Annotated in this window: 16 protein-coding genes and 1 tRNA gene; 12 read left to right on the plus strand and 5 right to left on the minus strand. The window is 61.7% G+C overall.

From position 1 onward, the window contains the following. Positions 1 to 2: 2 nt before the first annotated feature. The 3 genes from AC1RM7_RS02240 to efp form a co-directional block, all read right to left on the minus strand. Positions 3 to 1,241, minus strand: a complete 1,239-nt coding sequence (locus AC1RM7_RS02240; protein WP_024919174.1) for a lytic murein transglycosylase — start codon at positions 1,239 to 1,241, stop codon at positions 3 to 5. A gap of 117 nt (positions 1,242 to 1,358) precedes the next feature. After that, positions 1,359 to 3,071, minus strand: a complete 1,713-nt coding sequence (locus AC1RM7_RS02245) for a peptidoglycan DD-metalloendopeptidase family protein (RefSeq protein ID WP_024919175.1) — start codon at positions 3,069 to 3,071, stop codon at positions 1,359 to 1,361. 22 nt (positions 3,072 to 3,093) lie between these two features. Continuing rightward, a complete protein-coding gene (efp, locus tag AC1RM7_RS02250; protein WP_006020435.1) occupies positions 3,094 to 3,660 on the minus strand; it encodes an elongation factor P in 567 nt (188 codons plus the stop codon). Between the two features lie 138 nt (positions 3,661 to 3,798). Here efp and epmA point away from each other — a divergent pair, with 138 nt between their 5' ends. The 4 genes from epmA to AC1RM7_RS02270 are packed head-to-tail and all read left to right on the plus strand — an operon-like array spanning position 3,799 to position 6,407. Beyond that, positions 3,799 to 4,851: an EF-P lysine aminoacylase EpmA gene (gene epmA, locus AC1RM7_RS02255; protein WP_024919176.1), complete on the plus strand. Its 1,053-nt coding sequence runs from the start codon at positions 3,799 to 3,801 to the stop codon at positions 4,849 to 4,851. Beyond that, complete coding sequence (locus AC1RM7_RS02260) at positions 4,848 to 5,915, plus strand: lysine-2,3-aminomutase-like protein (RefSeq protein ID WP_024919177.1); 1,068 nt, start codon at positions 4,848 to 4,850, stop codon at positions 5,913 to 5,915. The genes epmA and AC1RM7_RS02260 overlap by 4 nt, the downstream gene beginning before the upstream one ends. Then, positions 5,916 to 6,113 carry a hypothetical protein gene (locus tag AC1RM7_RS02265; protein WP_024919178.1) on the plus strand — a complete coding sequence of 66 codons (198 nt, stop codon included), beginning with the start codon at positions 5,916 to 5,918 and terminating at the stop codon, positions 6,111 to 6,113. It begins immediately after the preceding gene. A gap of 42 nt (positions 6,114 to 6,155) precedes the next feature. Further along, positions 6,156 to 6,407 carry a hypothetical protein gene (locus AC1RM7_RS02270; protein ID WP_024919179.1) on the plus strand — a complete coding sequence of 84 codons (252 nt, stop codon included), beginning with the start codon at positions 6,156 to 6,158 and terminating at the stop codon, positions 6,405 to 6,407. Between the two features lie 19 nt (positions 6,408 to 6,426). Here the strand turns inward: AC1RM7_RS02270 and AC1RM7_RS02275 are convergent, their stop codons facing one another. Together AC1RM7_RS02275 and AC1RM7_RS02280 are read right to left on the minus strand one after the other, a co-directional pair. Next, positions 6,427 to 6,999, minus strand: coding sequence for an HdeD family acid-resistance protein (locus AC1RM7_RS02275; RefSeq protein WP_006020440.1), 573 nt, complete (start codon positions 6,997 to 6,999; stop codon positions 6,427 to 6,429). 88 nt (positions 7,000 to 7,087) lie between these two features. Beyond that, a complete protein-coding gene (locus tag AC1RM7_RS02280; RefSeq protein WP_024577836.1) occupies positions 7,088 to 7,861 on the minus strand; it encodes a cyclase family protein in 774 nt (257 codons plus the stop codon). Positions 7,862 to 8,072: 211 nt separating this feature from the next. Here AC1RM7_RS02280 and AC1RM7_RS02285 point away from each other — a divergent pair. From AC1RM7_RS02285 to paaE, 8 genes are all read left to right on the plus strand, one after another. Then, positions 8,073 to 8,147 (plus strand) — tRNA-Glu (locus AC1RM7_RS02285). 101 nt (positions 8,148 to 8,248) lie between these two features. Next, positions 8,249 to 8,398, plus strand: coding sequence for a hypothetical protein (locus AC1RM7_RS02290; protein WP_492943871.1), 150 nt, complete (start codon positions 8,249 to 8,251; stop codon positions 8,396 to 8,398). 240 nt (positions 8,399 to 8,638) lie between these two features. Further along, positions 8,639 to 9,532 carry a phenylacetic acid degradation operon negative regulatory protein PaaX gene (gene paaX / locus AC1RM7_RS02295; RefSeq protein ID WP_024919180.1) on the plus strand — a complete coding sequence of 298 codons (894 nt, stop codon included), beginning with the start codon at positions 8,639 to 8,641 and terminating at the stop codon, positions 9,530 to 9,532. Positions 9,533 to 9,588: 56 nt separating this feature from the next. Continuing rightward, positions 9,589 to 10,581 (plus strand): 1,2-phenylacetyl-CoA epoxidase subunit PaaA, encoded by a 993-nt coding sequence (gene paaA / locus AC1RM7_RS02300; protein WP_024919181.1) that lies wholly within the window; start codon positions 9,589 to 9,591, stop codon positions 10,579 to 10,581. Between the two features lie 16 nt (positions 10,582 to 10,597). Further along, a complete protein-coding gene (gene paaB / locus AC1RM7_RS02305; protein WP_006020444.1) occupies positions 10,598 to 10,885 on the plus strand; it encodes a 1,2-phenylacetyl-CoA epoxidase subunit PaaB in 288 nt (95 codons plus the stop codon). A gap of 128 nt (positions 10,886 to 11,013) precedes the next feature. Further along, the gene (gene paaC, locus AC1RM7_RS02310; protein WP_024919182.1) at positions 11,014 to 11,790 is read left to right on the plus strand and encodes a 1,2-phenylacetyl-CoA epoxidase subunit PaaC; all 777 of its coding nucleotides are present in this window, start codon (positions 11,014 to 11,016) and stop codon (positions 11,788 to 11,790) included. Further along, positions 11,784 to 12,287 (plus strand): 1,2-phenylacetyl-CoA epoxidase subunit PaaD, encoded by a 504-nt coding sequence (gene paaD / locus AC1RM7_RS02315; protein WP_024919183.1) that lies wholly within the window; start codon positions 11,784 to 11,786, stop codon positions 12,285 to 12,287. The genes paaC and paaD overlap by 7 nt, the downstream gene beginning before the upstream one ends. Positions 12,288 to 12,298: 11 nt before the next feature. After that, positions 12,299 to 13,378, plus strand: a complete 1,080-nt coding sequence (gene paaE / locus AC1RM7_RS02320; protein ID WP_024919184.1) for a 1,2-phenylacetyl-CoA epoxidase subunit PaaE — start codon at positions 12,299 to 12,301, stop codon at positions 13,376 to 13,378. Position 13,379 lies beyond the last annotated feature (1 nt).

A 13,379-nucleotide genomic window follows, 5' to 3' on the forward strand; every position in this document is an offset into this window, starting at 1 on the left:
ACTCACGATCCCTGCCGCAGCCGCGCCAGCACCTTCAATCCGGCATAGCCGTCCGCGGGCAACAGTCCCACCTTGGTCTGGAAATCCTTCACCGCCTTCATGGTGTCGTTGCCGACGCGGCCATCGGTGCCGCCGGTATCGAAGCCTGCGTTGGTGAGACGTGTCTGCACTTCCTGCACCTCGGCGAGTGTCAGCGCGCGCTCCGATCCGGGGAAGGGCTGGATGAACGGTCCCGCCCCGAGAATGCGGTCGCCGAGATGCACGATGGCGAGTGCGTAGTTCATCGACGGGTTGTAGCTCTTCACCGCATAGAAGTTCGGGCCCAGCAGGAAAGCCGGACCGCCTTGCACCGGTATCCACAATTGCGCGGAATCGTTGGGACGCGGGAACGGCTGGCCGTCGGCCCGGGTCACGCCAGCCGCCGCCCATTGCGCGTAACTCTTTTTGCCGCTGCCGCCGGTCGCGCCCTTGACCTCATAGCCCCAGTGCTCGCCGCGACGATACTTGCCGCGGTTGACGAGATAGCGCGCACTGGAGCCGAGGGCATCGTCCGGCTTGCCGAACGGTGAAACGCGGCCATCGCCGTCATAGTCGAAGCCGACATTGAGCCAGACTTCCGGCATCCACTGGGTATGACCCATTGCGCCGGCCCATGAGCCGCGCATTTCCTCCGGCGTGCTCCAGTGCTTGTCGACGATGCGCAGCGCGTTGATCAGTTCCGTTTCCCAATAGGCCTTGCGACGAGGCTCGTTCCACGCCAGCGCGGCGAGCGAAGGAAATACCGGCCGCATATGGTTCTGCTGCACCAGCGGATCGCCGTACGCCGTCTCGACGCCCCACAGCGCCAGCAGCGTGCCACGTTCGACGCCAAAGTCCTTTTCGATCCGGGCAAACAGCGCGCTGTTCTTCTGAAGCGCGACCTTTCCGGCAGACAGACGCCAGTCCGAAACACGGCGGTTGATGTATTGCCAGAGCTGTTCGTTGAACTCCGGCTGCTTGCGCATCTTTTCGAACACGCTCATGTCCGGCTCGATCCGGGCGAGACAGCGGATATACGTGCCCTCGGAAATGCCGCGTGCCAGCGCGCGAGCGCGGAATCCTTCGCGCCATTGATCGAATCCGGGGGGCGTAGCGGCGAGTGCGCGAGTGGAACTCGCCATCAGTGCACCTGCGCCGAGCGCGGAACCGAGCAAGGTTCGTCGTGTGAGGGCGGGCGTGTTCCGAGAATCTTTTTGCGTCATGCAGCCAGTCTAGCGCGGCTTTGGTAGCTGGGCCAAAGGCCATTGTGCCGCGGATTCTGTCTGGGCATGATCTTGTCCGAAAACCGGTTCCCACTTTTCGGGACCATGCCTTCGTACCTAACGGCCTTCGCCTTCCTTTATGACGTGCGCGGGGAGATCCGCAGGCGGCAGGGCGTGCGCCATCGCAGGCGCTTCTGGTGGCGGCTGGATGTATTCGCGGCCACGGCCGCCGATCAGGCGCTCGTAGGAGGAAATCAGCGTGACGTAGGGGTTGACCCAAAGCCAGCCATCGCGCGTGAACACCTGCACGTCGAAATGCAGATGGTTTGTCGTTCCGCCGGGGCGATCCTGGTAGTTCGAGACCACGCCGATCTTTTCGCCTTCGGTGACGCGCCGTCCGTGAAGGACGCCATCGGCATCGAGGCGGGCCGGGTTCATGTGCATGTAACGAAAACGGATATGTTCATTGCGCGAGTTCACCAGCAGGAACGCAGCCTGCTGCCTGGGCGACCTCATCAACACACCGTCGCGAACTGCAACTGTCGCGAACAGGTCGGGGATGCACCGATCCGCGCCATCGTTGCGCAGGTGGCAGGACGACGGGCGGATATCCTGTCCCTGGTGGCCCATCCCGTTGGCGCACTGTCCGACTTCGAAATCGCGCGTCTCGCAAAAGTTATCCTGCCAGGGATAGCTGTAATTTTCCTTGGCGGATTCATCGAACACCAGCGGCTTGTCATTGCGCTTGCAGCGGTACTGGTCGCCCTTGGTCGGCGCGAATGAGACCCGCCCTGTGAGGTTGCAGTCTCCCCAGTTCATGAAGGACTGGGAGTTGGCGAATGCCGGGGCCTTCTCGATTGGAAAGCGGATCTGAGAATAAACAGTAAGGTCCTCGTGCCCGCCTTGCCCGCGATAGCCGCTGTTGGCGATGATCTCGCCCGGCGGCCTATAGGTGAAATCCGCCGAGTATTCGATCGGACGCTCCGACGCATATGAGGCGATGTTCGAGCGCGGATCGCGGGGCGTGCCGCCCGCCACCCGCAAGGCCTTGAGGAACCGTTCGGCGACCGGCGAGGCTTCGCGGCAGGAGAGGCGTCTGCCGCGTGCAACGCCGTCGTGACACTGGATCGAAACCACATAGGGGACGCTGAAGCGCGTGAACGCGTAGCGCACATAGCCTTCGCGGATCACGCGGCGGAGGTTCGGATATTGCGTGGCCAGCGCCTTGACCGGCTCGCCTTTCCCAGCGAGCGGATCCTTGATGTCGTAGATCAGCAGCGATGCCGTGATCTGAACCTCGACGGGCTCCAGATACGTCCGTGACGGCATATTGTCGCCCGCGCCGCGGTCCAGCAGGAAGACAGCGTCGTAGCCGGCCGATCCGGCCTCGAACATGCTCGCCGCTCTGAACCCGGCTTGATACCGCGGGATAAGGAGGTTGATGGCGCCGCTCTGGCGATCAGCAAGATAAAGCGCGCTATCGAACGGCAACAGTACCGGGACGGGGCTGAGTTCAATCCCGGAGAAAATCGGCGACGTCACCGCATTGATCTGCGAGATCGCCGTGATGCGCTGCGCGTTGAATTGGGATGGCTGATTTCGTGACGGGAAGTTGAAATTGTCGACAGCCAAAGGCTGTGAATCGATCTCGGCCCTGAGCTGACTGACGGTCGCGGGCCAGTCCGGGGTGACGACCGAAATCGCCGGTGTTTTGAATTCGGCCGCGCGCGCAGGCTGAACGAGGAGGAGCAGCGAGGCAACGAACAGAGAAAAGCACCAGAGCTTCGCCGATGCGTTTCGTCTGCCTGTTACTGCCTCCGCTCCCCTCAATACATCCTCGCGAGATCTGCCCTTAGTCCTTGGCGCGCTCGACGTAAGAACCGTCTTCCGTCAGGACGACGATGCGCGTTCCCGTGCCGATGTGCGGAGGAACGCCGGTGCGGACGCCATTGGAAAGGATCGCGGGCTTGTAAGACGAGGAGGCGGTCTGCCCCTTGGTCACTGGCTCGGTCTCGACGACCTCAAGGGTGACGCGCTGCGGCAGCACGATCGCGACAGCGTTGCCCTCGAAGATCGAGAGCTTCACGGTCATGTTTTCCTGCAGATACGGCGCCTGCGTGCCAACGACGTCCTTCGACACCAGGAGCTGATCGTAGTTTTCGTTGTTCATGAAATGGAAGCCGTCGCCGTCTTCGTAGAGATAATTGAAGTCGCGGTCTTCGACGAACGCGCGCTCGACCTGATCGGTGGTCTTGTAGCGCTCGGAGACCTTGGTGCCGTCGCTGATTCGGCGCATTTCGATCTGGCTGACCGGGGTTCCCTTGCCGGGATGGATGTTCTCCGCGCTCAGAACGACATATAGCTTGCCGTCCTGCTCAATGATGTTGCCCTTGCGGATCGAACTGGCGATGACTTTCACAGATAGGTTTCCTAATGTTCAGGGCCGGTGGCGGCGCCGATACGGCGCTTCGGGGTCCGGCAAGGCAGTTTCGGGCTGCAACATACTCATCTGGACCGGTAAAGCCAGCATTTTGCTGCGGAATCGGGCTTTTCGCCCATGAGTATAGACCAGGAATCCTCGCCCTGGTGGACACCCGGCCGCCATATCGACCGTAAGCCGTTTTTACAGGCGCGGACCGCGATTTCCCGTGCCTTGCGGGACTGGTTCGAGGACGAGGGATTCGTCGAGGTCGAAACCGGAATCCTCCAGAAATCGCCCGGGAACGAGACCCATCTCCATGCCCCGGTAGCCGATCTGACCTCGGCATCCGGCGAGAAGTCGACTTACTTCCTGCGGACTTCACCTGAATTCGCCTGCAAGAAACTGCTTGCAGCGGGAGAGAAACAGATCGTGGAATTCGCCCGGGTGTTCCGGGATCGCGAGCGCGGGCCGCTGCATCTGACGGAATTCACGATGCTGGAATGGTACCGCGCCAATGAAGGCTATGAAGCGGTCATGGCCGATACGGTGGTCGCCATTGCGCATGCCGCTCAGACCACCGGGATCGGGACGTTCTCCTTCAGGGGAAAAGCCGCCGATCCGTTTGCCGAACCTGATCTGCTCACCGTCGCCGATGCGTTTACCCGTTTTGCCTCTATCGATCTGCTTGCAACGATTCCGGATGGACGAGCCGATCGTGAGGCGCTGGCGGCAGCGGCCGCGAGCCGTGTCCGCGTCACCTATGACGACACCTGGTCTGACATCTTCAGCAAGGTCCTGGTCGAGCATGTCGAACCAAACCTGGGGCAGGGCCGTTTGACAATTCTCTACGAGTACCCTGCACCGGAGTCCGCGCTGGCGCGCGCCAAGCCGTCCGATCCGCGCGTTGCGGAACGTTTCGAAGTTTATGCCTGCGGTGTTGAGCTTGCGAACGGCTTCGGCGAACTGATCGATGCGCAGGAGCAGCGCGCGCGCTTCACCGCGTCGATGGACGAGAAGGAGCGCCGCTACGGCGAACGCTATCCCCTCGATGAGGAGTTTCTCGCCGCGATGGCGCAGATGCCAGAGGCCTGCGGCGTGGCGCTTGGCTTCGATCGCCTGGTGATGTTGGCGAGCGGGGCGACCCGGATCGATCAGGTGGTGTGGACGCCGATGGGAGGCGAGGCATGACCGGTCGTGCCGGAACACTTCGGACGCCGGCTGAGCTGATCGCGCGGGGTCTTGCTTCGCAAGATAGTCTGCCTGACCTTGAGCAGGTCGCCGCGCGTTACGCCGTGGCGGTCACGCCGGATGTCGCGGCGCTGATTGATGCGTCGGACCCGAACGATCCTATCGCGCGCCAATACGTTCCATCCGCCGACGAACTGGTCACGCTTCCGAGCGAGAACGCCGATCCGATCGGGGACCATACGCATTCGCCGGTCAGCGGCATCGTGCATCGCTATCCCGATCGCGTGCTGTTCAAGCTGGTGCATGTCTGCGCGGTGTATTGCCGGTTCTGCTTCCGCCGCGAAATGGTGGGACCGGGGAAGGAGACCGCTCTTTCCGACGATGTTTATTCAAAGGCGCTGAATTATATCCGCACCCATCCCGAAATATGGGAAGTGATCCTGACCGGCGGCGACCCGCTGATGCTGTCGGCGCGGCGGCTCAAGGAAGTCATGACCGACCTCGCCGCCATCGATCATGTCAGGATCATTCGGATTCACACCCGCGTGCCGGTCGCCGATCCCGCCCGGGTCACTGACGAGACCGTCGATGCGCTGAAGGTGATGGGCGCGACGACATGGGTCGCGCTGCACGCCAATCATCCGCGTGAACTGACGGGGGATGCACGCACTGCCTGTGCGCGAATGATCGACGCCGGCATCCCGATGGTGAGCCAGTCAGTGCTGCTGCGCGGTGTGAACGACAATGCAGCGACGCTGGAGGCGCTGATGCGCAGCTTTGTCGAATGCCGCATCAAGCCATATTACCTGCATCACGGCGATCTTGCGCCGGGTACGGCTCACCTCCGCACCACGCTTGAGGAAGGGCAAAAGCTGATGCTGTCGCTGCGGGGGCATGTGTCAGGCTTGTGCCAGCCCGATTATGTGCTCGATATTCCCGGCGGTCATGGCAAGGCGCCGATAGGACCACAATATCTGTCACAGACGGGTGAAGACGGGCACGACCGGCGGTATCGCGTCGTGGATTACTGCGGCGACGTGCACCTTTATCCGCCCGCGGAATAGATGACCCAGCCCGAACCTCCCGAAAATGACGGCCATCGCGGCGTTGAAAACGCTGTGATGCTCGGCTTTTTTGTCGTGCTGGTCACCGCAGGTATCTGGCTGCTCGGATCAATGGCGGATATCCGCAGGACGCAGGATTGTGCGGCGCAGGGCAGACGTAACTGCGCAACGATAGAAAATCCCTCTCATTCCCGGTAGACTACACCCACGCTGAGGAATCGTTACTGGTGGAGGTGTGATATGAGGAAATCCATCCCGATCGCCATCATGGCGTTGCTGTTGGCGGCGTCAGGCGCATTGGCTCAGAGCAAAAGCGGGACGACGACCGGTCCCTCCGCGACAACGAACTCGGGCAGCATTCCCCCGGCACCCGTCGGACATCGTCAGCCGCGTGCGAGCGATGTGCCTTCCAATCAGGAAAAGAACTATACCGAGTCCGCTGAGGACAAAGCGCTCGATCGCAAGATCAAGAGCATTTGCAGAGGCTGCTAAATTCAGCAGCCTCTGGGCATCACATATTTTTCGCCGCGAGCGCCATTCCGATCAGGGATGTGCCGCCGAAGACGAGATTGATGCCGACCAGCAATCCGATCGCCCATGCGGCTGAACCGGGAAGCCCGGCAATGATCAGCGCGGCGACCACCAGATCGACGATACCCGACATCAGCAGCCATCCCCAGCGCCCGGACAATTCCTTCCGGTGGGCGAGGGCGTACATAATGGTGGTGATGCCTTCGGCGATGAAGTAGGCGCTGACCACGAGCGTCAGCGTCAGCGTCCCGGCGACCGGCTGAACGATCAGGATAATGCCCGCGGCAAGTGCGAGGATCGCCGAGAGCAGTGACCACCAGAAGCCGGGCATGTCGCGCGTGGTGAACGTCAGGTAGAGGCCTACTGCGCCGCTGATCAGGAACAGCCAGCCAAGGAAGATCGTAACCGCGATGCTGGCAAGAAGCGGGATCGCAATCGCCGCCATTCCCAAAATCACCAGAACGATGCCTTCGATCAGGAAGGCTTTCCAGTTTGCCTTGACTGCTTCTCTCATCTGCGTTTGGAGCCGGGCGACATCCTGAGGCATCGTCATCGATGATCTCCGTTTCCTGATCCGGCACAGCCGGCTCGCCTAAGACTAGTCCTGCGGCGGGCTGGTTGTTAAGAGCTTTTCGTTCCAATCAATCCAGAATGGCGACAGCGCGGGTCCATCCGGCGGACGCGCGCTCGATCTTCACCGGGAAGCAAGACACAGTGAATCCCGTTGAGGGCAATTGTTCCAAATTGTGAAGTTTCTCGATGTGGCAATAGCCGATGTGACGGCCGGCCTTGTGGCCTTCCCAGATCAGGCTCGCATCCTTCGTCTCGGCATATTTCTTTGCGGTATAGACGAACGGGGCGTCCCAGCTCCAGCCGTCTATGCCGGTGAGGCGCACACCGCGCTCGAGCAGGTACATCGTCGCCTCATAACCCATCCCGCAACCTGACGTGACGTAATCCTGCTGTCCGTACTTCACACCGGCGCTGGTGTTGACCACGACGATCTCGAGCGGCTTCAGGGTATGTCCGATGCGCTTCAGCTCATTTTCGACATCGGCTGCGGTCGCGACATAGCCGTCGGGCAGGTGCCGGAAGTCGAGTTTGACGCCTGGCTGGAAACACCACTCCAGCGGCACCTCGTCGATGGTCCATGAGCGCTCGCCGCGGTTCATCGTCGGATGGAAGTGATAGGGCGCGTCGAGATGGGTGCCGTTGTGCGTCGAGAGGTTGACCTGTTCGACCGCCCAGCCCTGACCGTCGGGGAGGTCTTCCTTCTTGAGGCCGTCGAAGAAGGACAGCATGCGCGGCAACCCCTGCTGGTGGTCGATGTACTGGATGGTCGGATGGCCGCCTGGAGGGTCCGCCGGTACGTCATTCTGGAGGGGGACGGAAATATCGATCAGCTTGCGGGTCATGTGTCTGGCTCCGGCGGCCTTGCCGGAGGTCCCAGCAGGCTTTTGGCCGAGTGTGCATGAAGTTGCGCACACCGCTCAAGCGGGGTATCTCGCGGCTTGCCGCAGCCGCGAAACGCCATTATACGTTCCCCCGCGTCGGCCAGCTTGCCTTGAGGTTTGCGGCCCGGCGCTCGCCCCAGCACTTCTAACCTGTTGGTTTTGCGCGACTAATGCTCCCTTCGTCTATCGGTTAGGACGCCACCCTTTCACGGTGGAGAGAGCGGTTCGATTCCGCTAGGGAGCGCCATCTGCCCAGCCATCAATTGCCATATGAATTCTGCGATTGCGCGGAACCCTTTTGCGATGCCCGCCATTGTCCCTTGCAGGGAAGCTTCATTGGAGGCTGCGATGGCTGACCATTGGCAACAAATCCATACAAGTCCGGCAGACCACATCGGCAGCCCGGGTCTTGAGGACGCTGCCTATGTTGCTAGCTGGGCGCTGAGCTGCGCTGCGTTTTTGGGCGTCGTTCTGCTGGTTTGGCATTTCCACGTCTGAGCGTCCCGGAGGGCCACACAAGGGTGCGCAGCACCGCTGCCTGCGGTGAAGCGTGCCCGGGTTTCCCCGCATTCCTGTCTGTTTGATCCTAAGATTCTGGATGAGGCGCCTCATCTATTTTATCGACGATGAATTGTAAGCCGCTCCTCGTACGAGGTGGCTTGGCGGGAGATGCATGTCATTCATGGTCTTCGGATCGGGGGCTCGCCCGCTGGACGGAATGCACTATGCTGCGCCTCCATGAGTCACCCTTCGCTTTCCCGTATTGTCAGCCGGTTCAAGCGCGAGCCTTCGCGCACCGGCTCTCTCATCATCACGTTCTATGGCGACGCCATCCTGCCCCGGGGCGGATCGGTGTGGCTTGGAACGCTGCTTCAGTTTCTGGACATGCTGGGGACCGACGGTGGCGTGGTCCGCACCGCGGTGTCCCGGCTTGCTGCTGACGGCTGGCTGGATCGGGACAAGGCAGGCCGCAAGAGTTTCTACAAACTCGCAAAGAGTGGCCGCGAGCGTTTCGAAGCGGCTGTCGAGCACGTCTACAATCCGCATCCGTCGAATTGGGCAGGGCGCTTCGAGCTTCTGCTGATTGGCAACGGCGCCGATCGCGAGGCGTCGCGGGCGGCATTGACCGAGGCCGGTTTTGGAAGCCCGATGCCGGGCGTGTGGGTCGCGCCATCGGATGTGCCGGTGCCGTCGATTGCCGAAGGTGCGATCCGGCTGGAGGTATCGGCTGACGACGCGATGGGGCGGCAACTCGCGGCCGCGAGCTGGTCGCTGGAACGGACCGCGGAATCGTATCGTGAGTTCGTGAAGACCTTCGCACCGCTCGAAGGCTGGATCGGCGGTGCTGACAAGGTCTCTCCCGCGGACGCCATCCTCGCGCGGATCCTTCTCATCCATCACTACCGGCGGGTGATCCTGCGCGATCCGTTGCTTCCGGCAGGCCTGTTGCCGCCGGCATGGCCGGCCCTTGAGGCGTGCGAGCTTTGTGCGCGGCTTTATCAAGCTCTTCTGCCGCCATCTGAATCCTGGCTGGACGAGCACGGCGAGAGCGTGACGGGTTCCTTGCGTCCGCCGGGGCCGGAACTTGGCCGCCGGTTCTCGGATGTGCAGGGCAATATGTTACAGAAATAGCTTGCGTCTTATATTTTCTGTTATATGTTTGACCTGTCTCCCGGGAGGAAACGGCGATGTACACGCAAGCGCTCAACGCATCGGAAGCCGAAGTCGTTCACGTCGAGGACGCTGAACGCGCCGCGCATTTCCAGGCCCGCATCGATGCTGACGATCGCATCGAGCCGAACGACTGGATGCCCGCCGCGTATCGCAAGACGCTGACGCGCCAGATTTCCCAGCACGCTCATTCGGAAATTGTCGGCATGCTGCCGGAAGGCAACTGGATCACCCGTGCGCCGACGCTGCGCCGCAAGGCCGCGCTGCTGGCCAAGGTGCAGGACGAGTGCGGTCACGGGCTCTATCTCTATGCCGCCGCTGAAACGCTAGGCTCCTCGCGCGAGGAACTTGTCGATGCGATGCTGAGCGGCAAGGCGAAGTACTCATCGATTTTCAATTATCCGACGCCGACCTGGGCCGACATTGGCGCGATCGGCTGGCTGGTCGATGGCGCAGCCATCATGAACCAGATTCCGTTGTGCCGCTGTTCATACGGTCCCTATGCGCGCGCGATGATCCGCGTCTGCAAGGAGGAGTCGTTCCATCAGCGCCAGGGCTACGAAATCATGCTGACGCTGTCGCGCGGCACCGAAGAGCAGAAGGCCATGGCGCAGGACGCGCTGAATCGCTGGTGGTGGCCGTGCCTGATGATGTTCGGTCCGCCGGATCAACTTAGCCAGCACAGCGACCAGTCGACGGCCTGGAAGATCAAGCGGTTCTCGAACGACGATCTGCGCCAGAAGTTCGTCGATGCGACCGTGCCGCAGGCCCATTATCTCGGCCTCACGATTCCCGATGCGGACCTCAAGTGGAACGAGGAGACGAAGCACTGGGAATACGGCGCAATCGATTGGGACGAATTCAGGCAGGTGCTCTCGGGAAACGGCCCGTGCAACCGCGACCGCATGGCCGCGCGCCGCAAGGCGCACGAGGAGGGCGCGTGGGTGCGTGAGGCTGCGGCCGCCTATGCGGAGAAGCAACAGACGCGCCGCACTGCGGTTGCGGCGTAATCGGCTGGAGGTTGTCATGACCACTCAGAACACCCAGCTTTGGGAAGTTTTCATCCGCAGCCGTAACGGCCTCGCGCACAAGCACGTCGGCTCGCTGCATGCAGCGGATGCGACGCTGGCGCTTCAGGCCGCGCGCGACATTTACACACGCCGCGGCGAGGGGCTGTCGATCTGGATCGTGCCGTCGAATGCGATCATCGCGTCCGACCCGTCCGAGAAGGGCATGATGTTCGAGCCGGCGATGTCGAAGATTTATCGCCATCCGACCTTCTACGACGTGCCCGACGAAGTCGGGCATATGTGATTTGCGCTCACTCGTCATTCCGGGGCGCGAGTGAAACGAGCGAACCCGGAATCCATAACCACGCTGGCATATGGATTCCGGGCCTGCGCCAAGAGGCGCATCCCGGAATGACATCGCGAGTATTCAAAATGGCAATGCTTTCCATCAAAGTCGCCGAAAGTCCGCTGGTGCTCTACGCGCTGCGCCGCGCCGATGATGCGCTGATCCTCGGCCATCGCGTGTCGGAATGGTGCGGTCACGCCCCGATGATGGAAGAGGACATGGCGCTGGCCAATATGGGTCTCGACCTGATCGGTCAGGCGCGCGAACTATACACCTACGCCGCAAAAGTCGAAGACGCAGGTAACGATGAGGACAAGCTCGCCTATCTGCGCGATGTGCGCCAGTACCGCAATCTGCTGCTCGTGGAGCAACCGAACGGTGATTTCGCGCGCACCATCACACGGCAATTCTTCTATTCGGCTTTCGCCGATCCGTATTGGCGCGCGATGATGAACTCGAAAGATGCGACGCTGGCCGCGATTGCCGCGAAGTCCGAGAAGGAAAGCGCGTATCACTTGCGTCACACTTCGGAATGGATGATCCGCCTCGGCGACGGCACCGACGAGAGCCATCGCCGCGCACAGACCGCCATTGACGATCTCTGGGCCTTCACTGGCGAACTGTTTCATGCCGACCAGAGCGACGCGGAGCTGATTTCCTCCGGCATTGCGATCGATCCCGAAACCCTGCGAGGTATTTGGGCGGACACCGTTTCCAATGTTCTCGGCATTGCGACGCTCAAGCGTCCGTCAAGCGACTGGATGCAGAAGGGCGGCCGCATCGGCAATCACACCGAACATCTCGGGCATCTGCTCAGCGAACTGCAATCAATGCAGCGAACTTTCCCGAACGCGACATGGTAACCGCCGGCATCAGCACACAGGACCTCCGCCAGACCGCATGGAATGCGGCGGCGCAGGTGGTCGACCCGGAAATCCCGGTACTGACCATCGCCGATCTCGGCGTGCTGCGCGACGTCACCGTGATTGACGGCGCGGTTGAAGTTGCGATCACGCCGACCTATTCCGGTTGCCCGGCGATGAACATGATCGCGCTGGAAATCGAACTGGCGCTGGAACGGGAAGGCATCCGCAATCCCAAGGTGCGCACAGTGTTGTCGCCGGCCTGGACCACGGACTGGATGAGCGAGCAGGGCCGCCAGAAGCTGAAAGAATATGGGATCGCGCCGCCGCAGGCGGGCGGAGGACGCCGCGCGCTGTTCGGCGAACAGCAGGTGGCGTGCCCGCAATGCGGATCGGTGAACACGGAAGTTCTGTCCGAATTTGGCTCGACGTCGTGCAAGGCGCTTTGGCGCTGCAAGGTGTGCCGCGAGCCGTTTGATTATTTCAAGTGCCACTAGGCGAGGCTGCGATGTCGCACGTTCCGAAATTTCATCGTCTGGCTGTCGCGCACCTGAAGCGCGAGACTGCGGACGCAGTCTCCATGACGTTCGCCATTCCGGGCGAACTGGCTGGCGACTATGCCTTCGCGCCTGGTCAGTATCTCACACTTCGCACCATCATGGATGGCGAGGAGGTGCGGCGCTCGTATTCGATCTGCTCCAGCCCCGACGATCACGAACTGCGCATCGCGGTCAAGAAGGTCGACGGCGGTGCGTTTTCAAGCTGGGCGCTGGAAGAACTGAAGTCCGGTGACGAACTCGATGTGATGACGCCCACGGGCCGTTTCGGCGTGGCCCATGCGCCCGATCAGGCGCGCATTCATGTCGGCTTTGCGGCCGGCTCGGGCATCACGCCGATCATGTCCATCGTGCGCGGCATTCTCGCGCGAGAACCCAATAGCCGCTTTTTCCTGTTCTACGGCAATCGCACCACCAACGGCATTCTGTTCCGCGAGGCGCTGGAAGAGCTCAAGGACCGCTTCATGGGCCGCCTGTCGGTGTTCCACGTGCTGTCCCAGGAAGAGCAGGACCTGCCCATTCTGTACGGTCGTCTCGACCGTGAGAAGGTCAGTGTGTTGTTGCGATCAATGGTGCCGGCGGCGGCGGTCGATCATGTGTTCGTCTGCGGGCCGCTCGCGATGAGTGAAGAGATTGAGGCGACCTGCATCGATCTCGGCATTCCCAAGGATCACGTCCATGTCGAGCGCTTCGTTTCGGAGTTCGGCGGTAAGCCGCGTCCCAAGGTCCAGGTCGCCCCGGAAGCGCCGCCGAAAGCCGTCGCATCGCTGATTGTGGACGGCAAGCGCAAGGACGTGCCGATTGCTGAGGGTGAGGTCATCCTCGACGCCGCGCTGCGCGCCGGCATGGATCTGCCCTACGCCTGCAAGGGCGGCATGTGCTCGACATGCCGCGCGAAGATCGTCGAAGGCGAGACGAAGATGGACGTGAACTACTCGCTCGAGCCCTGGGAGATCGAGGCGGGGTTCGTACTGACCTGTCAGGCCCATCCGGTCTCGTCACGGGTCGTGGTCGATTACGACCAGATGTAGC

It is taken from the genome of Afipia sp. GW822-FHT03D08 (genome assembly GCF_058801645.1).